This is a genomic window from Micromonospora sp. NPDC047670, assembly GCF_043204915.1.
Lineage (GTDB): Bacteria > Actinomycetota > Actinomycetes > Mycobacteriales > Micromonosporaceae > Micromonospora.
Genome location: NZ_JBIDDA010000002.1, coordinates 219,934 through 241,081, shown reverse-complemented (window position 1 = coordinate 241,081; position 21,148 = coordinate 219,934). Strand labels below are relative to the sequence as shown.

At 76.1% G+C, this 21,148-nt stretch carries 17 protein-coding genes; 9 read left to right on the top strand and 8 right to left on the bottom strand.

The features are described from left to right. Positions 1-3: 3 nt before the first annotated feature. The gene (locus ACGF7U_RS05710) at positions 4-1,143 is read right to left on the bottom strand and encodes a glycerate kinase (protein ID WP_393104123.1); all 1,140 of its coding nucleotides are present in this window, start codon (positions 1,141-1,143) and stop codon (positions 4-6) included. A 68-nt stretch (positions 1,144-1,211) separates the two neighbouring features. Here ACGF7U_RS05710 and nadA point away from each other — a divergent pair, with 68 nt between their 5' ends. From nadA to ACGF7U_RS05695, 3 genes are all read left to right on the top strand, one after another. Beyond that, positions 1,212-2,411, top strand: a complete 1,200-nt coding sequence (gene nadA / locus ACGF7U_RS05705; protein ID WP_393103329.1) for a quinolinate synthase NadA — start codon at positions 1,212-1,214, stop codon at positions 2,409-2,411. Between the two features lie 210 nt (positions 2,412-2,621). Next, entirely contained in the window at positions 2,622-3,977 is a 1,356-nt protein-coding gene (gene murA, locus ACGF7U_RS05700; RefSeq protein ID WP_393103327.1) for a UDP-N-acetylglucosamine 1-carboxyvinyltransferase, read from the top strand. Positions 3,978-4,049: 72 nt separating this feature from the next. Then, entirely contained in the window at positions 4,050-4,658 is a 609-nt protein-coding gene (locus tag ACGF7U_RS05695; protein WP_393103325.1) for a DUF3043 domain-containing protein, read from the top strand. Positions 4,659-4,719: 61 nt separating this feature from the next. Here the strand turns inward: ACGF7U_RS05695 and ACGF7U_RS05690 are convergent, their stop codons facing one another. Continuing rightward, positions 4,720-5,028, bottom strand: coding sequence for an AzlD domain-containing protein (locus ACGF7U_RS05690; protein ID WP_393103323.1), 309 nt, complete (start codon positions 5,026-5,028; stop codon positions 4,720-4,722). Next, positions 5,022-5,903: an AzlC family ABC transporter permease gene (locus tag ACGF7U_RS05685; RefSeq protein ID WP_393103321.1), complete on the bottom strand. Its 882-nt coding sequence runs from the start codon at positions 5,901-5,903 to the stop codon at positions 5,022-5,024. The genes ACGF7U_RS05690 and ACGF7U_RS05685 overlap by 7 nt, the downstream gene beginning before the upstream one ends. Positions 5,904-5,969: 66 nt before the next feature. Here ACGF7U_RS05685 and ACGF7U_RS05680 point away from each other — a divergent pair, with 66 nt between their 5' ends. Continuing rightward, complete coding sequence (locus tag ACGF7U_RS05680; protein ID WP_393103319.1) at positions 5,970-6,530, top strand: helix-turn-helix domain-containing protein; 561 nt, start codon at positions 5,970-5,972, stop codon at positions 6,528-6,530. A 76-nt stretch (positions 6,531-6,606) separates the two neighbouring features. Here the strand turns inward: ACGF7U_RS05680 and ACGF7U_RS05675 are convergent, their stop codons facing one another. From ACGF7U_RS05675 to ACGF7U_RS05665, 3 genes are read right to left on the bottom strand one after another with little or no spacing between them, the layout of a single operon-like run. Continuing rightward, the gene (locus ACGF7U_RS05675) at positions 6,607-7,569 is read right to left on the bottom strand and encodes an ATP-binding cassette domain-containing protein (protein ID WP_393103317.1); all 963 of its coding nucleotides are present in this window, start codon (positions 7,567-7,569) and stop codon (positions 6,607-6,609) included. Further along, a complete protein-coding gene (locus ACGF7U_RS05670; RefSeq protein WP_393103315.1) occupies positions 7,566-8,408 on the bottom strand; it encodes an ABC transporter permease in 843 nt (280 codons plus the stop codon). Before ACGF7U_RS05670 ends, ACGF7U_RS05675 begins: the two co-directional genes overlap by 4 nt. Next, a complete protein-coding gene (locus tag ACGF7U_RS05665) occupies positions 8,401-9,252 on the bottom strand; it encodes an ABC transporter permease (RefSeq protein ID WP_393103313.1) in 852 nt (283 codons plus the stop codon). Before ACGF7U_RS05665 ends, ACGF7U_RS05670 begins: the two co-directional genes overlap by 8 nt. A 3,899-nt stretch (positions 9,253-13,151) precedes the next feature. Between ACGF7U_RS05665 and ACGF7U_RS05660 the strand changes: the two genes are divergently transcribed. Together ACGF7U_RS05660 and ACGF7U_RS05655 are read left to right on the top strand one after the other, a co-directional pair. Further along, complete coding sequence (locus ACGF7U_RS05660; RefSeq protein ID WP_393103311.1) at positions 13,152-15,494, top strand: WG repeat-containing protein; 2,343 nt, start codon at positions 13,152-13,154, stop codon at positions 15,492-15,494. 46 nt (positions 15,495-15,540) lie between these two features. Further along, the gene (locus ACGF7U_RS05655; RefSeq protein ID WP_393103309.1) at positions 15,541-16,539 is read left to right on the top strand and encodes an aldo/keto reductase family protein; all 999 of its coding nucleotides are present in this window, start codon (positions 15,541-15,543) and stop codon (positions 16,537-16,539) included. A gap of 162 nt (positions 16,540-16,701) precedes the next feature. Here ACGF7U_RS05655 and ACGF7U_RS05650 read toward each other — a convergent pair whose 3' ends face one another. Continuing rightward, positions 16,702-17,499: a site-2 protease family protein gene (locus ACGF7U_RS05650; RefSeq protein ID WP_393103307.1), complete on the bottom strand. Its 798-nt coding sequence runs from the start codon at positions 17,497-17,499 to the stop codon at positions 16,702-16,704. After that, positions 17,499-17,699: a hypothetical protein gene (locus ACGF7U_RS05645; RefSeq protein ID WP_350707905.1), complete on the bottom strand. Its 201-nt coding sequence runs from the start codon at positions 17,697-17,699 to the stop codon at positions 17,499-17,501. The genes ACGF7U_RS05650 and ACGF7U_RS05645 overlap by 1 nt, the downstream gene beginning before the upstream one ends. Positions 17,700-17,843: 144 nt before the next feature. Between ACGF7U_RS05645 and ACGF7U_RS05640 the strand changes: the two genes are divergently transcribed. The 3 genes from ACGF7U_RS05640 to ACGF7U_RS05630 all read left to right on the top strand — a co-directional run bounded on the left by ACGF7U_RS05640 (position 17,844) and on the right by ACGF7U_RS05630 (position 21,100). Continuing rightward, positions 17,844-19,868 carry a protein kinase gene (locus tag ACGF7U_RS05640; RefSeq protein ID WP_393103305.1) on the top strand — a complete coding sequence of 675 codons (2,025 nt, stop codon included), beginning with the start codon at positions 17,844-17,846 and terminating at the stop codon, positions 19,866-19,868. A gap of 78 nt (positions 19,869-19,946) precedes the next feature. Beyond that, positions 19,947-20,291, top strand: coding sequence for a PadR family transcriptional regulator (locus tag ACGF7U_RS05635; RefSeq protein ID WP_393103303.1), 345 nt, complete (start codon positions 19,947-19,949; stop codon positions 20,289-20,291). Further along, complete coding sequence (locus ACGF7U_RS05630; RefSeq protein ID WP_393103301.1) at positions 20,279-21,100, top strand: hypothetical protein; 822 nt, start codon at positions 20,279-20,281, stop codon at positions 21,098-21,100. Before ACGF7U_RS05635 ends, ACGF7U_RS05630 begins: the two co-directional genes overlap by 13 nt. Positions 21,101-21,148: the final 48 nt, after the last annotated feature.

Here is a 21,148-nt window from a genome sequence, read left to right as displayed (position 1 = left end):
CGGTCAGCGGCTCCACTGCCGGGCCAGCCGGGCGCCGAGCGCCCGCAGCCCCTCGGCCGGGCGCTCCAGCGCGGCGCCCAGCCCGCCGCGCTCCTCGCCCCCGAAGTGCTCCACCAGGCTGTACGCGTCGGTGACCCCCGCCGCGCCCGCCTCCCGCCGGCCGGTGCTCACCTGACCGGCCAGCACCACGCAGGGCAGGCCACGGTCCCGGGCGGCGCCGGCGACCCCGGCGACGACCTTGCCGCGCAGCGACTGGTGGTCGAAGGAGCCCTCCCCGGTGATCACCAGGTCGACCTCGTCCAGCGCGGCGTCCAGCCCGATCTCGCGGGTGACCAGGCCGATGCCCGACTCGCAGCGCCCGCCGAGCGCCAGGACGGCCGCGCCGAGACCGCCGGCCGCGCCGCCGCCGGGCAGGGCGCCCAGCCGGTCGGGGCAGCCGGGCAGGTCCCGCTCCAGCACGGCGGCGAAGCGCTCCAGCGCGGCGTCGAGCAGCAGCACGTCGGCCCGGTCGGCGCCCTTCTGCGGGCCGAACACGCTGCTCGCCCCGTGCAGGCCGAGCAGCGGGTTGTCCACGTCCGTGGCGGCCACCAGGCGGGCGTCGCGCAGCCGGGGCGCCCCGTCGAGCGCGACCGCCGCGCCCAGCGCCGCGCCGCCGTACGGCAGGGCCCGGCCCGACTCGTCCAGCGGCGTCACGCCGAGCGCGGTGAGCATTCCCGCGCCGCCGTCGTTGGTGCCGGAGCCGCCCAGCCCGATCACCACCGTCCGGGCGCCGGCCTCCACCGCGGCGGCCACCAGCACCCCCAGGCCGTACGAGGTGGTCGCCTTCGGGTCGCGCTCGGCGGGGGCGAGCAGGTGCAGCCCGCACGCCTGGGCGCTCTCCAGCCAGGCGGTCGCCCCGTCGGCGGTGAGCAGGATCTCACCGGCCACGGGGCGGCCCAGCGGGTCGACGGTCGGCACCGGCACCCGCCGCCCGCCGAGCACGTCGGCGAGCACGTCGAGGAAGCCGGGCCCACCGTCGGACAGCGGCCGGACGAGCAGGTCGTCCGCGGGGGCCACCTCGCGCCAGCCGGCGGCCACGGCGTCGGCGACGTCAGGGGCCGACAGGGTGCCGGCGAACTTGTCCGGGCAGAGCAGCACGCGCATGCCGAGCAGTGTGGCAGCCCACACCGGCGGAGGCTGCGCGCCGGCCGCCCTGTGGGACCATGGGGTACGTGACTTCGACCTGGGTAGAACCCTCCAACACCGCGACGGCACTGCTGCTGCTCGGCCGGGGCAGCGACCCCGCCACCGAGCGTGGCGTCGAGTGTCCGGGTGACCTCCCGGCGCCGAGCGACCCCGACCTGGTGGCCCGGGCGGCGGCGGCGAAGGCGGAGCTGGGCAGCAAGGTCTTCGTGCTGGGGCACCACTACCAGCGCGACGAGGTGATCCAGTTCGCCGACGTGACCGGCGACTCGTTCAAGCTGGCCCGCGAGGCGGCGGCCCGGCCCGACGCGGAGTACATCGTCTTCTGCGGCGTGCACTTCATGGCCGAGAGCGCCGACATCCTCACCTCGGACGCGCAGAAGGTCATCCTGCCGGACCTGGCCGCCGGCTGCTCGATGGCCGACATGGCGGTGCTGTCGCAGGTCGAGACGGCCTGGGACGTGCTCACGGAACTGGGCGTCGCGGCCGCCACCGTCCCGGTGACGTACATGAACTCCTCGGCGGACATCAAGGGCTTCGTCGGCCGCAACGGCGGCGTGGTCTGCACCTCGTCGAACGCGAAGCGGGCGCTGGACTGGGCGTACCAGCAGGGCTCGAAGGTGCTCTTCCTGCCCGACCAGCACCTCGGCCGCAACACGGCGGTGCTGGAGATGGGCTTCTCGCTGGACGACTGCGTGCTCTACGACCCGCACAAGCCGAACGGCGGGCTCACCGCGGAGCAGCTGCGCGACGCGAAGATGATCCTCTGGCGGGGGCACTGCTCGGTGCACGGCCGGTTCACGCTCGACAGCGTCAACGACGTGCGGGAGCGGGTGCCCGGCGTGAACGTGCTGGTGCACCCGGAGTGCCGGCACGAGGTGGTCACCGCCGCCGACTTCGTCGGCTCGACGGAGTACATCATCAAGACCATCGAGGCGGCCCCGGCCGGCTCGGCGTGGGCCGTCGGCACCGAGCTGAACCTGGTCCGGCGACTGGCGCTGGCCCACCCGGACAAGCAGATCATGTTCCTGGACAAGGCCGTCTGCTACTGCTCGACCATGAACCGGATCGACCTGCCCCACCTGGTGTGGGCGCTGGAGGAGCTGGTGGCCGGCCGGGTGGTCAACCAGATCACGGTCGACCCGGACACCGCGCACCACGCCCGGGTGGCGCTGGACCAGATGCTCGCCCTGCCCGGGGCCGACACCCCGCCGCCGACGGCGGACTGATCACGCTCGGTAGCACCACTGGTACGGAAATGGGCCCGATCACCGATTAGTGCCCTCAGGGGCGATGTGACCGGTTCCATTTTCGTCACCGAGGGCTATGCTGCCGAGGCGACGACTCACGCGGGCCGTTTCGACATGGCCGCATTCCGGGTAGCGATGACATCGCGAGCCCACCATCAACACGGCAGCACCGACGCGCTGGAGGTTGCGTTGACCGACGACGTCCTGGTCGTACACGGAGGTACTCCGCTGGAAGGGCGGATCCGCGTGCGCGGCGCGAAGAACCTGGTTTCGAAGGCGATGGTCGCCGCGCTGCTGGGCGACAGCCCAAGCCGACTGTTCGACGTGCCGAAGATCCGCGACGTCGAGGTGGTCCGCGGCCTGCTCGGCCTGCACGGCGTCAAGGTCACCGACGGCGAGGAGGACGGCGAGCTCGTCTTCGACCCGGCGAACGTGGAGAGCGCGAGCACGGACCAGATCAACGTGCACGCGGGTTCCAGCCGGATCCCGATCCTGTTCTGCGGGCCGCTGCTGCACCGCCTCGGCCACGCCTTCATCCCCGACCTGGGTGGCTGCCATATCGGGCCGCGCCCGATCGACTTCCACCTCCAGGCGCTGCGGGAGTTCGGGGCGACGGTCGAGAAGACCCCGGAGGGGCTGCACCTGTCCGCGCCGAACGGGCTGCACGGCACGAAGTTCGCGCTGCCGTACCCGAGCGTCGGGGCGACCGAGCAGGTGCTGCTGACCGCGGTGATGGCCGAGGGCGTCACCGAGCTGCGCAACGCGGCCGTGGAGCCGGAGATCATCGACCTGATCTGCGTCCTGCAGAAGATGGGCGCGATCATCAAGGTGCACACCGACCGGGTGATCGAGATCCAGGGCGTGCCGAAGCTGCACGGCTACACCCACCGGCCGATCCCGGACCGGATCGAGGCGGCGAGCTGGGCGGCGGCGGCGCTGGCCACCCGGGGCCACGTCGAGGTCCTCGGCGCGCAGCAGGCCGACATGATGACGTTCCTGAACGTGTTCCGCTCGGTCGGCGGCGAGTACGAGGTCACCGACGCCCGGCCGCCGAAGCTGGGCGACCCCGGCCAGGAGGGCGGCATCCGGTTCTGGCACCCGGGCGGCGAGCTGAAGTCGGTGGCGCTGGAGACCGACGTGCACCCCGGCTTCATGACCGACTGGCAGCAGCCCCTGGTGGTGGCGCTCACCCAGGCGCGTGGGCTGTCCATCGTCCACGAGACGGTCTACGAGCAGCGGCTGGGCTACACCGAGGCGCTGAACTCGATGGGCGCGAACATCCAGGTCTACCGGGACTGCCTGGGCGGCACCCCGTGCCGCTTCGGCCGGCGCAACTTCAAGCACTCCGCGGTGATCGCGGGGCCGAGCAAGCTGCACGCCGCCGACCTGGTCATCCCCGACCTGCGGGCGGGCTTCAGCCACCTGATCGCGGCGCTGGCCGCCGAGGGCACGTCCCGCGTCTACGGCGTCGACCTGATCAACCGGGGCTACGAGGACTTCGAGGCGAAGCTCGCCGACCTCGGCGCGCACGCCGAACGTCCGTAACGTCGACCACTCCGACCGCGCCCGGTGCACCGCGATGTGCACCGGGCGCCGTCGTTTGGCTACCCTTTCCGCGTGCCGTCGCTGTTTCGCCGCAAGTCCACCGACCTCGTCGACGAGGCCGTCACCCCGGTGACCCCCGACGAGGAGTCCTCGACCGCCCAGCCCCGGGGTTACACCCCGAGCAAGAAGGAGCTGGGCAGGGTCACGCCGAAGCGGCCCAGCGCCGGTCGCCGGCCGGCCGCGGCCACCAAGCCGATGACCAAGGAGGAGCAGCGGGAGCACCGGCGCAGGCTGCGCGCCGAGGCGTCGGCGGAGTTCCGGCGCGAGGGCGGCCCCCGCGACCGTGGCCCGGAGCGGCTGCTGGCCCGCAACGTGGTCGACTCCCGGCGTACGGTCGGCACCTGGTTCTTCGGCGGCGCGCTGATCGTGCTGATCGGCTCGAACGCGGCGATGCCGCCGATCGTCCGCCTGGTCTCCAACATCCTCTGGGGCGCGCTCGCCCTCGGTGTGGTGGTCGACTCGTTCCTGATCTCGCGCAAGATCCGGAAGCTGGTCCGGGAACGCTTCCCGAACACCGGGCAGCGGATGGGTTCGCTCTACCTCTACGCCATCATGCGGTCGATCACCTTCCGCCGGATGCGCGCGCCAGAGCCCCGCGTCAACATCGGCGATCCGGTCTGAGCCTGCCGTGACGACGGCCCCTCCCGCGCGGCGGTGAGGGGCCGTCGTCGTCCGCGCCGCGCTACGGCACCCCGAGCAGGCGGAGCAGGGCGGTGGTCCCGGCGGCCGCGAGCACCACCAGCACGAACGACACCCGCCGCCAGGCCAGCAGTACGCCGACCAGAACGCCCGCGGGCCGGGCCCAGCCGGCGAACTGGCCGGCCTCCGTCAGCGCGGCCGTGGCGCCCAACGCGGCCAGCAGGGCGGCCGCGCCGACCAGCAGCAGCCGCCCGGACCACTCCGGCAGGTCGAGCCGGTCGCGCAGCAGCACCCCGGCGACCCGGAAGCCGAACGTCCCCGCGGCCAGCGCCACGATCACGGCGATCAGCACGTTCCCTCCCCCGTTCGGCCCGCCGGCACGGACCCGTGCCGCGGCCGCGTCCCGTCCGCCGGCCGCACCGGCCCCACCCCGTCCGGCGGCTCGGCGGCGCTCCCCGGAAGCAGGCCCGGCGCGGTGACCGGCGCGGTGACCGGCGCGGTGACCGGCGCGGTGACCGGCGCGGTGACCGGCGCCGGGCTACCGGCCCGCCGGCTGCGGCGTACGGCCGCCACGGTCAGTACGGCCGGGCCGGCGAGGGCCAGCAGCACCGGCAGGCCGGCGGGCAGCAGAGGGGTGGCGAGCACCGCGAGCACCGCGCCGGCCAGCGCCACCCGGCGGGTGTCCCGGTCCCGCAGCGAGGGCAGCAGCATGGCGATCAGGCCGGCCGGGAACGCGGCGTCCAGGCCGAACGCGGCGGGGTCGCCCACCGCCCCGCCGGCGAGCACCCCGAGCACGGTGCCCAGGTTCCAGGTGAGGAAGAGCACCGTGCCGGCGAGCCAGAACGCGCGCCGGCGGGCGGCCCCGGCCGGACGGGCCAGCGCGAAGGCGGTCGCCTCGTCGGTCATCAGGTGACTGCCGAGCAGCCGGCGCCACGGCGGGCGGCCCATGCTGTCGGCCAGCGCCAGCCCGAACGGCAGGTGCCGGGCGTTGAGCAGCAGCCCGGCGAGGACCGCCGCTAGCGGGCTGCCGGCGGCCACCAGGCCGACCGCCATGAACTGCGCGCCGCCGGCGAAGACCAGCAGGGACATGGCGACGGCGGCCCAGGCGGGCAGGCCGGCGGCCACCGCCACCGCGCCGAACGACGCGCCGACCGCGATCATCGCGGCCCCGAGGGCGGCGACGTCACGGGTCGCAGCGGCGTCGCCCGTTCGCTGTAACGTACGCATGGTCCATCATGATGAACAGCCACCCCGCGTTCGTCAAACCGAACAGACGGAACAATGGAGCGAACAATGCCCGCCGAACCGGCTCCCCCGCTGGCCACGATCGCCGCCGCGCTGCGCCGCGAGCGCGAGCGCGTCGGCATCTCGCTCACCGAGCTGGCCCGCCGGGCAGGCATCGCGAAGTCCACCCTCTCCCAACTGGAGTCCGGGGTCGGCAACCCGAGCGTGGAGACGCTCTGGGCGCTCGGGGTGGCGCTCGGCGTGCCGTTCAGCCGACTGGTCGAGCCGCCCGCGGCCGTCGTCCGGGTCGTCCGGGCCGGCGACGGGCCCCGGATCCGCTCCGAGCACGCCGACTTCACCGGCACGCTGCTCGCCGCCGGCTCCGCCCACGCCCGCCGGGACGTCTACCTGATCGAGCTGGAGCCGGGGACGGTCCGCACCGCCGAGGCACACACCCCGCGCAGCGTCGAGCACGTCGTGGTGGGCGCCGGGCGGCTGCGCGTCGGGCCGGAGGGCGACCTGGTGGACCTCGGCCCGGGCGACTACGCGACCTTCCCCGGCGACACGCCGCACCGCTACGAGGCACTGGCCCCCGGCACCTTCGCCGTCCTGGTGATGGAGCACCCCTGACGGACGGCGCGACCCTCGCCGGGCCCGCGCTCGGCACCATGGGAAGAGCCGGGCCCCGTCGGGGGTGGAGCCCGGGTCAGCTCCCCCGGTAGAGACGGGCCACCACGTCCTCGATGTCCGGCTCGACGATGGAGACGTCCCGCAGCGTGCCCAGCGCGGCCAGGGCCGCCACCACCTCGGCCACGCCCGCCGACTCCAGCGCGAACGCCAGCCGGTGCCCGTCGGCCTCCACCCGGTGCAGCGGCGCGCCGGGCAGCACCGGCGGCTCGAGCAGCGGGGCCTCCAGGTCGGCGACGAGCAGGCGGCGCGAGCCGTACCGCGTGTGCAGCGCGGCGATCGACCCGTCGTGCACCACCCGGCCGTGGTCGACCACCACCAGTCGGCGGCAGAGCCGCTCGATGTCGGCCAGGTCGTGCGTGGTGAGCACCAGCGTGGTGTCCCCGGCCCGGCCCAGCTCGCCGAGGAAGCCGCGGACCGCCTGCTTGCTCACCACGTCCAGGCCGATCGTGGGCTCGTCGAGGAAGAGCACCTCCGGGCCGTGCAGCAGGGCGGCGCTCAGCTCGCCGCGCATCCGCTGCCCGAGGGAGAGCTGCCGGACGGGGGTGTCCAGGAAGGCGTCCAGGTCGAGCAGGCTGCGGCAGCGGCGCAGCCGGGCGGCGTGCGCGGCGGCCGGCACCCGGTAGACGTGCCGCAGCAGCGCGAACGACTCCCGCAGCGGCAGGTCCCACCACAGCTGCGAACGCTGACCGAACACCACGCCGACGCGCAGGGCGAGCCGGGTGCGCTGGGCGACCGGGCGCAGGCCGCAGACGCGTACCTCGCCGGCGGAGGGCGTCAGCACGCCGGTGAGCATCTTGAGCGTCGTCGACTTGCCCGCGCCGTTGGGCCCGATGTAGCCGAGCATCTCGCCCCGGGACACCCGCAGGTCGATCCCGTCGACGGCGGTGACCCGCCGCTTCTCCCGGCGCAGCCGGCCGGCCCGCACCCGGACGGTGAACTCCTTGCGCAGCCCGTCGGCCACGATGACGTCGTCGCTCATGACCCCGTACTCCGGTAGTGGCGGACCCCGGTGCGCCAGGCCGCCGCCGCCCCGGCGGCCGCGACCAGCGCGACGGCCGGCGCCGCCCAGCCGACCCAGGCCGGCAGGCCGAGCGGGTCGGCCCGGCCGAGCAGCGCCAGCGCCGGGTGGTAGCTGACGAAGGCGAACCCCAGGCCGTACGCGAACAGGGCGCGGAACCAGCCGCCGAAGACGGTGATCGGGTACGAGGTGAAGTCCCGTCCGCCGTAGGTCACCGAGTTCGCCAGCTCGCCCGAGTCGACCCACCAGAACGACACGGTGGCGGTGGCGACGAAGACGGCCCCGAAGAAGACCACGCCGGCCAGCGGGGCGACGACCACCAGCGCCACCCGGGCGGGGGTCCACGCGATGCCGGCCGACTGCACCGCGACCACCAGCACGGCGAGCCCGAAGACCGCCCGGGACGCCTTGCGCAGCGGCAGGTCCATGAGCAGCAGCTGCGGCAACGCGCCGAGCGGGCGGACCAGCACGGCGTCGAACAGCCCCGTCCGCACGTATCGGGGCAGCCGCTCGATGTTGCCCACCAGCAGGTCGGCGGTGGCGAACGCGCAGGTCGACAGGCCGACGATCACCAGCGTCTCGCGGAGCGTGAAGCCGCCCAGCTCCCGGGTGACCCGGAAGATGACCAGCACGATGAGCACGTCGAAGACGGTGGACCCGACGTTGCCGACCACGTCGACCACGAACGAGGTCCGGTACGCCGCCTGCGACCGCGCCTGCGCGCCGAGCAGCGCCCGGTACGCGGCCAGCACCCCACCCGCGCGGCCCCGGGCAGGCGGCGCGACGGCGCCGTCAGCCACCCTGCACCACCAGCCGGCGTTCGGCGCGAGCCTGCACCAGCCGGCAGGCGGCCAGGACCAGCACCGCCCAGGCGAGCTGGAGGCCCACCAGCCCGATCTGCGCGCCGGGCGGGTCGCGCTCGACGAGCACGTCGAGCGGGGTCTGGAGCAGGCTCGGGAAGGGGGTGCCCAGCCATAGGGCGTTCTGGAGCCACTCCGGCAGGAAGCGCAGCGGGAAGTAGAGCCCGGCGAGCACGCCCGAGGCGAGGGTCCAGAGGATCATCGGGCCCCGGACGTCCTGCAACCAGTAGGCGGTCGCGTTGACCAGGAACCGGCAGCCGAAGCAGAGCACCACGGCGACGACGGCGGAGAGCGCGAAGAGCGGCAGGGTGGTCCAGCGGCTGGGCAGGTACACCTCGAAGAAGATCGGCCCGACCAGCACCGGCGGGAGCAGCCGGACCAGCGCGGCGTGGCCGGCGCGACCCAGGTCGGCGGCGAGGTGGCTGGTCACCGGGTGTACCGGCCGGAGCAGGTCGCTGGCGACGTCGCCGGTGCGGATCCGGTCCGCCAGTTCCGTCCACCCCCAGAGCAGGACGACGGCGAGCAGGCCCTGGCCGACCCAGACGAAGGTGGCGAGCTGGCCCCGGTCGTAGCCGGCCACCGTGCCGGCGGCGCCGGCCGCGGCGAGCAGGACGTAGCAGCGCAGGAAGCCGAAGACGGTGTTGGTGACGACGCCCGCCACCGTCGCCTGCCGATACGTGGCGTAACGCCGGAAGCCCGATCCGGTTATAGCCTTAAATGTCCGGAACCATAGGATAACGTTTGAGGTGGTGGGCGGTGCCACAGTGGCGGTGAGCGAGCCCACGCCGCTACCCTCCTTCCGCAGCCACGCCGTGCCGGAGCGGGCGACTCTACCGGCATGTGGGGCGCCCAGCGCGACAATTTGCAACGAGGTGACATCGCCGTGAGCGAGCGGGCGCGAGCCGGCCACCGGGGCGCCGCCGTGAACGGGCGGACGCGGGCCGGTCACCCGGACGCGCCCGCGCCCCGGGGGCGCGCCGCCGTTCCGCTCACCCGCCGTGGCGACAGGTCCTCCGGATGAGCCGCTACGCCGACCGGTGGCACGACGCCGCCGAGCCGTCCTGGATGGTCGAGCCGACCACCGAGTGGCAGCCGCAGTTCCCGGGCCAGCGCTACCCGGGCGACATCGGCATCCAACACGCCCCGCCACCCGCGCCCCGGGGACGGGCGGCCGTCGTCGGCCGCGCCGAGGTGCCCCCGCTCGCGCCGACCCGGCCCGACGGCACCTACCTCGGCCGGTCCTGGGACGACGAACCCGACGGCTGGCACGGCCGGCCGGCCGGCCCCGACGGCCGGCGGCGGGACGACGAGCCGTACCGCCGCCCGCACGCGGAGCCGACCTGGCCGGAGGACCGGCAGTCGCCGCACCGGCAGGAACCGCCGCACCGCAACGTCCGGGACGGCTTCGACGGGCCCGGCCGGTCCGGCGCGGGTCGGCCGGTCGAAACCCCCCGGCCGCGCGACCACGCCGGCCACGACCGCTACGACCCCCGCCCGCCCCGGCACGAGCCGGCCGGGCGGGACCGCCCCGTCTCCCCCGCCGGCCGGTCCGAGCCGGGCTGGCTGCCCGAGCCCGACGAGGACCCGCGTCGGTCCCCGGCGTACCAGCGGCCGGACCCCGGCTACGACCGCCAGCCGGACCCCGGTCCCCACAGCCGGACCGATCGCGGCCACGACGGCCGGCTCGAACGCGACCACGACAACCGGCTCCCGCACGGCCACGACAACCGGCTCGAACGCGACCACGAGCCGCGGGCGGAACCGGGGCGCGACCGTCGGCCCGAGGTCGGCGACGACCCCCGGGCGGGCGAGGCGGCCCGCCGGCCCCGCTACCAGTGGGGCGCCCCCGCCGAGCACCGCCCTCCGGACGGGTGGCGGGAACGCGCCGCGGAGAGGCCGTGGGAACGCGCCGCGTCGGGACGGTGGGAGCGACGCGCCGACGGGCGGGAGGAGCACGCCCCGGGTGGGTGGGGCCACGAGCCGGACGTACCCGCCGACGGGTGGCAGCGCACCGACCGGGGCCCGGCCGGGCAGCCGTACCGCGAGGGGGAACGGCGGCAGCCGGAGCCGGACGAGCGGTGGCAGGCGCGCGAGGCGGCGGCACGCGCCGAGGCGTACCCGGAGCGGCACCCGCGCGAGGCCGCCCGGCCGGACGCGTACCGGGAGCCGCGGGGCAACCCGCAGCAGGACGGCGGACTGCCCTGGCCGCCGCCCGGCCCCGTGCGGGCCGGCTTCGACCGGGACGCCGCCCGCCGCGCCGAACCGCGCCCCGAGCACCGGCGGCCGGCCGAGCCGACCGACCGTGCGCACCACGGTGGTCCGCACGGGGCCGCCGCGACACCGGCCCAGCCGCGGTACGACGAACGACGTTCGCACCCCGCTTCCGGGCGGGCGATCGCCGGCGGCGACGACCGGCCGACCTCCGGCGCGCCGGTCTCCGGCCCGCCCGTCTCGGGACCGCCTGGCTTCCTGGCCCCACGCGGCGACGTTCCGGTCCCGGGCCGGCCGGTGTCCCCCGCCCCGCCGCCCGCCGACCGTCCCGGCCCGGCCGCGCCCTCCCGCGACCTGCCCGTGTCACCGGCCGGTCCCGTCCCCCGGACGGCCCCCGCCGCGAGGCCCGTCACCCGACCGGTGTCCCCAGCTGGCCCGACCACCGGCCGACCCGTGTCGCCCGCAGGCCCGACCACCAACCGACCCCTGTCACCCGCCGGTCCCGTCACCGGCCCCGTGCCGCCGACGGGTCCGGTCGGCGGCGGCGCGGTACCGCCGGCGGGCCCGACCGCCCACCGACCGGTGTCGCCCGCGGGCCCGACCACCGGCCGACCCGTGCCACCGGCGGGCCCGACCACCAGCCGACCCGTGTCACCGGCGGGCCCGGTCGCCGGGCCGCCGGATGCCGGCCCTCGACCACCGGTGCCCGCTGCGGGGGACCGGTTCCGGAGCACCGGCGACACGCCGCGTCCCGTGCCGGACGGCGATGCCGCGCCAGTACCGGCGCCTCCCGGCGCCCCGCTGCGCCTGGAGTTCCTGCCGGCTCCCGAGGCCAGATCAAGCGCAGTGGCCGAGCCGACTTCGTCGCGTCCCGAGCCGATTCCGCCGACCCATCCGTCGGCACCGACGCCGCACCCGGGCCCGGGCGCCGCGCTCCGTGACGCCGAGCCCGTGATCGGACGTCCGGCCACCACGCCGCCGATCGACCGTCCGGCAGCCGCCCACCCGGCTGAACCGCACCTTCCGCCCGGAGGCCGGGGCGCGGCGAGCCCCGCCGCCGTCCCGTCGGAGGCGTCGACACCATCGCCGATCGCGCCGGGCATGCCCAGGGTGTACGTCCCGCCACCGCCGAGCGACCCGCCGGCACCGACGGTCTCGGCTCGGCCCGAGCCACCCGCGCCCAGCGGCCCGGACGCCTGGTTCCGGCCCGCCAAGCCCGTGCCGCCGCCAGCCGAGTCGGCCGTCGCCCGTCCCGCTGCCCAACCGGACGTGCCACCGAGCGGCGCGTCGACGTCACCCGTCGACCCGCCGGCCCCGAGCCCCGCCCCGGACGCCCTCACGTCGCCCGAGCCCACCCACGGCCGAGTCCAACCGCCGGCCGGGACGGAACCGGCGACACCGGCGTCGGCGGCCCCGGCTGTCTCGCCAGCTTCCGGTCCGCCCGCCGGACCGGCCGCCGCGGCACCCGCCGAACCGGACTCCACGGCACCCGCCAAGCCGATCGCCACGGCGCCATCCGAACCGGCCGCCACGGCGCCCGCACCCGTCGACCTGGTTCCCCCGGTCGACCCGGCCCCCGCGCCCGCGGAGCCGGTGGATGCGCACCTGGTTGCCGCACCGGCACACCCCGTCTTCGGGCCACCCGTCCCCCGTCCGGTCTCCGCGCCTCCTGCCCGGCCCGTGTCGGCGCCGCCCGCCCGGCCGGAGTCGACACCGACCGGCCCTCCGGAGCCGGTGTCCCCGGCGGTGGCGCTCCCCATCCCGTCGGATGCCCCAGCGCCCGCCCGGCCAGAGCCGGCGTTGCCCACCCCGGCGCAATCGGTGCACCCGACCCCGCCGGAGACGGCACGACCCACCGTGCCGGAACCGCCAACGACCGCCCGGCCAGATTCGGCACCGCCTGCCCCGGCGGAGCCGCTGCACCCGACCCCGCCGGAGACGGCACGACCCGCCGCCCGGGCGGAATCGGCACCGCCGGCCGAACGGGTGCCGGCGCCGCCCGTCGCCCGTCCTGCCCTGGCACCTCCGGCCGGGTCGGTGACGGAGCACGTCTCCCCCGCCCCGGCCGCCCCTGCCGATTTCCCGGCGGACCAGTCCGGGCCCGCGGTCCCGGTACGGCCCGCGCCCGCACCCGTCCCGGACGCCTCCGTCCCGCAAGATTCGGAGACGAGCGAGGCGACCCCGCCCACCCTCGACACCGACACCGACACCGGCACGGCGGTCGAACCCGCCGGTGGCACACCATGGCTGTCGCCGCGCGGCTTCGACACCCATGAGACTCCGCCCGAGGCGACCGATCCGCGCCCGACGTCCGCACCAACCGGCGACCCGGCAGAGCCGGTGTCCGGACCACCTGCCCGACCCGTGTCCGCGCCCGCTTCTGAGCCCACTGCGCGGCCCTCGGCCACGCCGACCGCTGCTGCCCCCGCCCAGGCCGTAACCGCGCCACCCGACGCACCACCGGCACAGGCCATGGCCACGCCGTCCCCTGCTGCCCCGGCCCAGGCCGTAACCGCGCCACCCGACGCACCACCGGCACAGGCCATGGCCACGCCGTCCCCTGCTGCCCCGGCCCAGGCCGTAACCGCGCCGCCCACGTCGCCCGGGAGCGTCGTTCCGGCTCCGCCGCCCTTCCCCGCCGCACCGGCGGCCCGATCGGAGTTCACGCCACACGCGGACCACACCCCCGCGTCCGCGGAACGTCCGGGAGTCGGGGCTACGCCCGTCGCCGCGCCGGCCGTCGGACCCGTCTCCGGGCCACCGGCACAGGCCGTGTCTGCCCTACCTGGTGCGCCCGCCGAGCCGGTGTCCGCCCCGCCGGTCCGGCCCGCTCCCGCGCCCACGAGCGGCCCGTCAGCACTGGCGGTTCAGCCGGTCACCGCGTCGCCCTCCGAGACCTCGATGGTTCCACCAGGCGTCGACGACCTCTCGCCACCGAGGCAGGCGGTGTCCGCGCCGCCGGCACCACCTGTCAGCGCGCCACCGGCACCGCCCGTCAGCGCGCCACCGGCGCAACCAGTGCCCGCGCCGCCGGTCAGCGCGCCACCAGCATGGTCCGACACCGCGTCGTCAGCACAACCGGTGTCGGCACCACCCGTGCCGCCGGTCTCCCCGCCGGCTGTCACCGGGCCAACGGCAGCGACCGGCACCACACCGCCAGCACAACCGGTGTCCGCACCACCCGCACCGCCCGTCGCCGAACCACCGGCGCCGCCCGCACGAGCCGTGTCCGAGCCGCACGCGCCGGCTGCCCCGGCGCAGCCGGGCTCCGCGCCGGCCGTCTCCGCGTCGCCGGTCGGACAGATCCCGCCGACGGCCACGGCACAACGCGAGCCGCGCGCCCCGGAGCAGGGCGGCCCCGGCCGTGACCCCGGCCCGGGCCCGGAGACGCGTGAGCCCGAGGCACGTGGCCCGGAGACGCGTGGGCCGGAGGCGCGTGACCCGGAGACGCGCGAGCCGGAGACGCGTGGCCCGGAGACGCGTGAGCCGGAGACGCGGGACGCCGACCGGGTGGGCGCGGCGCAGGTTGACCCGGAGCAGGTCCTGGCGGGCTACCGCTGGCAGCTCGACCCGGAGACCCTGCGCGAGGTGGTGGAGGAGCCGGAGGAGTTCCGGACGATCCGGCGGCGTCTCACCGAGAAGCTGGGTGCGGCGATCGACAACCGGTCGCGCGCCCGGCTGCTGAGCCTGCGGGCGGTGGTCTCCCGGCTGCTCGGCGAGCTGGACGACGCTCTCGCCGACGGGCGGCTCGCGCTCACCTACGCGGAGGCCACCGGAGAGTTGCGGCGCACGGCGGTCGCCCAGGCGCGGCTGGCGCACGTACTGCGTTGGCGCGGCGAGTTCGCGGAGGCCGACCGGCTCTTCGCCGAGGCCAACTCCACCGAGCTGCCCGACCGGCTGCGCGCGGCGCTGCACGAGCACGCGGGGCGGTCCTGCTACGACCAGGGCCGGCTGATGGAGGCGTGCCACCACTTCGAGCGGGCCCTCGACCTGCGTGGCGACGGGGACCCCGAGCTCCAGGCGCGGATCCGGCTGAGCCTGGACGCGGTCGCGGAGCGGGTCGCGCGAACGGGCTTCGGGCCGTACCCCCGGAGCCGGGACGAGGTGTTGGAGCGTGACCGGCCCCCGGTGCCGGCACGCGACGGCGACCTGTGGGGTTTCGCCGACCCGGACGGCGACATGGTCGTCGCGGCCGAGTACGCCGAGGCGCAGTCGTTCCGCGAGGGGCTGGCCTGGGTGCGACGGCCGGAGACGGAGCGGTGGTCGCTGGTGGACCTCACCGGCGCCACCGTGCTCGGACCGTCGTACCCGGTGGTCCGCCCGTTCGCCGACGGGCTGGCCTGGGTGTCGGACGGCGCCTCCGGTTGGGTGGCCATCGACACCGTTGGCGAGGTGGTCGTGCCGCACGGCTTCGCGGACGTACGCCCGTTCCACCGCGGCGTGGCCGTGGTCCGCCGGGAGGGCTGGGGGGCGGTCGACCGCAACGGCCGCATCGTGGTGCCCACCCGCTACCACGGTTTCACCACCGTCCTGGCCGACGGCCGCTACGTCGACGGGTTCACCGACGAGGGGCTGGCGGTCGTGGACGTGGCCGGCCGGCGGGGCGTGGTGGACCGGACCGGGAAGGTGCTGGTGCCGCCCACCCACCCCGCGCTGGTCATCCACCCGGTCGCGTTCCTGGTCGACGACGGCACCGGCCACTGGGGGGCGCTCGACCGGCGGGGCCAGCCGCTGATCGAGCCGGTGCACCGCGACCGCGACGAGGTGGTCGCCGAGATCGAGCGGCTGCTCGTCGACACCCACCCGGTGCTCTGAGCCGCGTCCCCGGCCGCTCATGATCGGCAGGAGTAGGGTCGGGAGCATGGAATTCCGTCACCTGGGCCGTTCCGGCCTGATGGTCAGCGAGATCTCGTACGGCAACTGGATCACCCACGGCTCGCAGGTCGAGGAGGACGCGGCGTTCGCCTGCGTCCGGGCCGCCCTGGACGCCGGCATCACCACCTTCGACACGGCCGACGTGTACGCGGGCACCCGCGCCGAGGACGTGTTGGGTCGCGCGCTGTCCAGCGAGCGGCGCGAGGGGCTGGAGATCTTCACCAAGGTGTACTGGCCCACGGGACCGGGCCGCAACGACCGGGGCCTGTCCCGTAAGCACATCATGGAGTCGATCAACGGCTCGCTGCGCCGGCTGCGCACCGACTACGTGGACCTCTACCAGGCCCACCGGTACGACTACAGCACGCCGCTGGAGGAGACGATGGAGGCGTTCGCCGACGTCGTGCACTCCGGCAAGGCGCTCTACATCGGCGTCTCCGAGTGGAAGGCGTCGCAGATCCGCGAGGCCCACCAGCTCGCCCGGGAGCTGCGCATCCCGCTCGTCTCGAACCAGCCGCAGTACTCGATGCTGTGGCGGGTCATCGAGTCCGAGGTCGTCCCCACCAGCGAGGAGCTGGGCGTCGGGCAGATCGTCTGGTCGCCGATCGCGCAGGGCGTGCTCTCCGGCAAGTACCTGCCGGGCCAGCCGCCGCCGGCCGGTTCCCGCGCCACCGACGAGAAGTCGGGCGCGGGCTTCATCGCCAAGTTCATGACCGACGACGTGCTGACGCGCGTGCAGCGGCTCAAGCCGCTGGCGGAGCAGGCCGGCCTGAGCATGGCGCAGCTCGCCATCGCCTGGGTGCTGCAGAACCCGAACGTCTCCTCGGCGATCGTCGGCGCGTCCCGCCCCGAGCAGGTGCACGACAACGTCAAGGCCGCCGGCGTGAAGCTCGACGCCGGCCTGCTCAAGGCGATCGACGAGATCATCGACCCGATCGTCGAGCGCGACCCGGCCCGGACCGAGTCCCCCGCCGAGCGTCCGTGACCCGCCCCGGCCCGGCCGGCCCCGCGACGGGACCGGCCGGGCCGGGCAGCACCAGCGGCCGCGGGGCCGGCAGCGGCGGTACGGGCGGGACGGTGGTACCACGGACGGGCCGCCGGACGGGACGGGTGGCACCAGGGAGCGGCACCGGGGCGGGGGCTCCGGTCAGCCCTGCCAGAAGCGGATCAGGTCCAGGCCGAGGGCGTAGAGCCACGGCGGCAGGCCGAGGAAGTCACCCACGGCGAAGACCGCGCCGAAGAACCAGTCGCTGAGCCGCGGGTTCCACAGCAGCGCGAACAGCAGGATGAAGCCGAACGGGGCGAACAGGTCGTACATCCTGCGCCACTGCGGGTTCAGCCACGGCTGGATCATGTTGCCGCCGTCGAGGCCGGGCACCGGGAGCAGGTTGAGCACACTGGCGGTGAGCTGGAGGAACGCCAGCAGCGCCACACCCGCCCAGAACTCGACCGGCCCGCCGCCGGCCGCGCCGAGGCGTACGGCGGCCACCAGGAGCAGCGTGAACAGCACGTTGGTGGCCGGGCCGGCGAGGCTGACCAGCGTGTGCCGCAGCCGCCCGGGGATGGCGTGCCGGTCCACCCAGACCGCCCCGCCGGGCAGGCCGATGCCGCCGAGCAGCACCACGAGCACCGGCAGCGCGATCGACAGCAGCGGGTGGCTGTACTTCAGCGGGTTCAGCGTCAGGTAGCCGCGGTGGGCCACGCTGCGGTCGCCGGAGCGGAACGCCACGATCGCGTGGGCGTACTCGTGCAGGCAGAGCGACACCAGCCACCCGGAGACGACGAAGAGGAACACGTCGAGCCGGACGTTGCCGAACCCGTTCCAGGTCAGCACGCCGCTGGTCACGAAGAGCGCGAGCAGGGCGAGGAAGACCGGGCTGGGCCGGAAGGCCGCCCGGGGCACGCCGAGCACCAGCGGCTCGCCCCCCGGGCGGTCGCCGGCCATCACTCCGCCGGGGGCAGCAGGCTCATCCGGTATTCCACCCGGTCGTCCTCGACGAGCGCGACCGAGGTGACGCCGGACGCCGCGAGCTCGCGCCAGGTCTGGCCGATCCAGGACTCGGCGTCCGCCTGGCTGCCGAACGACTCCGCCGGCCCCTCTACCGACTCGCCGTTCGTGCCCTCGTACCGCCAGCTCCACGCCATGCCGCGTCTCCCCTCGCCGCTGATGTCCCGTGGGACGAACCCCCGCCAGCGTAGTCGGCCGCGCCGGTGCGGGCGCGACGCTCGCCTTGCGGACCGGGCCGACGCGTTGATCGTTGCGAGGTGGCGGGCCGGTACCGTGGCCCGGTGCTGACTCAAGGAGTGGTGCTCAGCCAGCGCTACCGGCTGGGCGAACGGGTGGCGACCGGCGGCATGGGCGCGGTCTGGCGGTGCACCGACCTCATGCTGGAGCGCGAGGTGGCGGTGAAGGTGCTGCTGCCGGCGCTGACCGCGGATCCCGAGTTCACGGTCCGGTTCCGGGCCGAGGCACGGATGCTCGCGGCGCTGCGTCACCCGGGCGTGGTCGCGGTGCACGACGTCGGCCGGTCCACCCTCGCCGACGGCAGCCAGGTCGACTACCTGGTGATGGAGTACGTCGACGGCCAGCCGCTGAGCTCCTGGCTGCGGCGCGCGGGGCGGCTCGACCCGGCGTCGACCATGTCCGTCGTGGCGCAGGCCGCCTCGGCGCTGCACACCGCCCACCTCGCCGGCATCGTGCACCGGGACGTGAAGCCCGGCAACCTGCTGGTGAAGTCCGACGGCCGGGTGGTGCTGGTCGACTTCGGCATCGCCCGTTCGGGCACCACGGCGGGCATCACCGCCGCCAACATGATGCTCGGCACCGCCTCGTACATGTCCCCCGAGCAGGCCGCGAACCAGCCGGTCTCCGCGGCGACGGACATCTACGCGCTCGGCGCGGTGGCGTACTTCTGCCTGGCGGGGCAGCCGCCGTTCGACGGCGACAACCCGCTCCAGGTGGCGCTGCGCCACGTCCAGGAGGAGCCGCCGCCGCTGCCGCCCGGCACCCCGCCGCCGGTGGCCGCGCTGGTGGAGCGGGCGATGGCGAAGCGCCCCGCCGACCGGTTTCCGGACGCGGCGGCGCTCGCCGACGCCGCGGTCGAGGCGCGCGACGCCACCCTGGCCGTGGTCCCGACCTCCGCCCGCCCGCCGTGGGCCGTCGCCGGCCCGGCCCCGGGCACGCTCGCGTCCCTCGTGGGTGCGGTGACCGACCCGGGCGGCACGCCCCTCCCCGGCGCCGGTGGCGACGCTCCCGCCGGGCAGGTGCCGGCCGCGCCGCCGCCCGCCTTCGCCGGGCCCGCGCCGGTGTTCGGCACCCTCGGCGGTACGCCGGCCGGGCACCCGCAGTTCCCGCCCGCCGGCGCGTCGATCCCGCCCGCCGGCCCGCAGTTCCCGCCCGCCGGCGCGCACTTCCCGCCCGTCGGCCCGCACTTCCCCGGCATCGGCACGCCGGTCCAGGCCGCCGTCCCGCTGTCGCCCGGCCCGTTCGGGCCGGCGACCGCCCCACCGCCGCAGGGCGCGCCGTCGGGCCACCCGGGCCACCCGGGCCACCCCCCGACCGGGGGCGACACGTGGGGCAGGGTCCCGTCGACCTGGGAGGACCGGGTCGGGCCGCCGCCGCCACCGCGGCGGCGCCGGGCCGCGCTGGTCGGCGCGGCGGCCACCGTGTTCGTGGTGCTGGCCGGGGTGGTGGGGGCGACGGCCCTCTTCTCCGGCGGGGACCCGGCCGGCGGAGACGTGCCGACGGCGCTGACCGGCGGATCCGCGGCGGCGGAGACGCCCGGGGCGCAGGGCGACGACGGCACGGGGCGGCTGCGGGTCGAGCCCTCGCCGGGCGCCGTCCGGTCGGCGACCCCGCCGCCCACGGCGTCCTCGTCGGCCGGCGGCTCCCCCGCCCCGACGACCGGCGGCGAGCCGACGGTCACCTCGTCGGGTCGGCCCGCCGCCACCCCGACGACCGGTCAGCCCTCGAAGCCGAACCCGTACACCCCGGTCGAGGCGTGCGGCAGCGGGTACAAGGTGGTCGACTCGGCCTCGCTGACCGCCTCCGGCGTCCGCAAGGGCCGGGTCTACCTGCTCTACCACGCCGGCACCGGCACCAACTGCGTGGTGACGATGAAGGAGTCGGCGGTGGGCACGGCCACGTCCGCCTCGGCGTGGCTGGAGGTGCAGGGGCGGGCGCGCAGCACCGACAGCGGGACGTTCTCGTACTACGCCGGGCCCGTGCGGGCCAAGGCCGCCGGGGTCTGCGTGAAGTGGGGCGGGTCGACCGGCGGGGCCAGCTACGGCAGCGGCTTCGAGCACTGCGACTGAGCACGGCACGCCCCCGTCCGCCGCGCCACCGGGCGGACGGGGGTGGTGGGACCGGTCGACCCTATATAGAGTACGAGCATGAGGCTCACCCTGCAGGTGCAGCTCGTGCTGCGCGCCCTGCTCTCCGATCCCGGCCGGGAGCGCTACGGGTTGGACATCGTCGAGGCGACCGGGCTCCCGCCCGGGACGATCTACCCGATCATGGCCCGGCTCGAAGCGGCCGCATGGGTCGCCAGCCGGTGGGAGCAGATCGACCGGCACGCCGAGGGCCGCCCCCGCCGCCGCTACTACCGGCTGACCGACGACGGGACCGCCCAGGCACGCACGGCGCTGGCCGAGGTCGACGCGCGGCAACGGGCCCGCGGCCGACGCCGTCCGGCCGGTCCGTCGGGAGCCGTCGGGAGCGTGCCGTGCGCGAGCTGACGACCCGGTTCCTGGCCGGCGTGCTGGCCGTCGCCTCGGTCCTGCTGCCACGCGACGGCCGGGCCCGCTGGCGCGAGGAGGCCCTCGCCGTGCTGCTCGACGTGCCGACGCCGCTGCGCTTCCGCTACGCCGTCGACACGCTGGTCAAGCTGCCGCTCCTGGCCTGGCAACAGCGCCTCGGCGCCCGACCGGCGCACGCGCCGCTGAGCCGGCCGGTCTCCGCGTTCGCCGGGGCCGGGCTGATCGGGGTCATGGTGACCATGGTCTCCGCGCTCTGCCTGACCCCGCTGATCGGCGAGGACGCCGCCGAGTTCCTGTTCCTGCTCGCCCCGTTCGGCATGCTGCCGGCCGTCGCGGCGAGGTCCTTCCACCGGGCCCGGCGACGCGGCGGCGGAGCCCGGCGGCACCTGCTCGCGGCCCTGGTCACCCTCTTCGCCGGCACCGGCCCGGTGGCCGCCGGCGTGCTGGCCACCGGCGTCGGCGCCGCGGGAGCCGACGGCCCGTCGGTCGTCGCGGTCGCGCTCGTCGCGGGCCTCGCCCCGGGGCTCTGGCTGCTGCACACCGGCGTGGAGGCACTCGTCCGGGGGCGGGGCCCCGCCGCGCTCGGCGCCCTCGCCGCGGCGGCGGGCACCGGTCTGGTCGGCGTGCCCGTCGGCCTGCACCTCGGCATGCTCGCGCCGGATCTGCGGTGGCTCAGCCTCCTGATCAGCGCGCTGTCGCTGCTCGCCCTGGTGCCGTCCTTCGCCGCCTGGTCGGTCTGGGCCGGCCTGCGGCTGCTGACCGGCCGCTCGGACCCGCTCGCCCGCTGAGGACCGTCCGCCCGATGACCGTCCGCTCGATCGCCGACGACCGCCCGC

Excerpts from the sequence above, each read along its gene's own strand:
- ACGF7U_RS05680 (WP_393103319.1), top strand. The coding sequence starts at position 5,970 with ATGCCCGCCGAACCGGCTCCCCCGCTGGCCACGATCGCCGCCGCGCTG.
- ACGF7U_RS05655 (WP_393103309.1), top strand. The coding sequence starts at position 15,541 with ATGGAATTCCGTCACCTGGGCCGTTCCGGCCTGATGGTCAGCGAGATC.
- ACGF7U_RS05675 (WP_393103317.1), bottom strand. The coding sequence starts at position 7,569 with ATGAGCGACGACGTCATCGTGGCCGACGGGCTGCGCAAGGAGTTCACC.
- ACGF7U_RS05660 (WP_393103311.1), top strand. The coding sequence starts at position 13,152 with ATGGCCACGCCGTCCCCTGCTGCCCCGGCCCAGGCCGTAACCGCGCCA.
- ACGF7U_RS05710 (WP_393104123.1), bottom strand. The coding sequence starts at position 1,143 with ATGCGCGTGCTGCTCTGCCCGGACAAGTTCGCCGGCACCCTGTCGGCC.
- ACGF7U_RS05685 (WP_393103321.1), bottom strand. The coding sequence starts at position 5,903 with ATGCGTACGTTACAGCGAACGGGCGACGCCGCTGCGACCCGTGACGTC.
- ACGF7U_RS05635 (WP_393103303.1), top strand. The coding sequence starts at position 19,947 with ATGAGGCTCACCCTGCAGGTGCAGCTCGTGCTGCGCGCCCTGCTCTCC.
- ACGF7U_RS05645 (WP_350707905.1), bottom strand. The coding sequence starts at position 17,699 with ATGGCGTGGAGCTGGCGGTACGAGGGCACGAACGGCGAGTCGGTAGAG.
- ACGF7U_RS05650 (WP_393103307.1), bottom strand. The coding sequence starts at position 17,499 with ATGGCCGGCGACCGCCCGGGGGGCGAGCCGCTGGTGCTCGGCGTGCCC.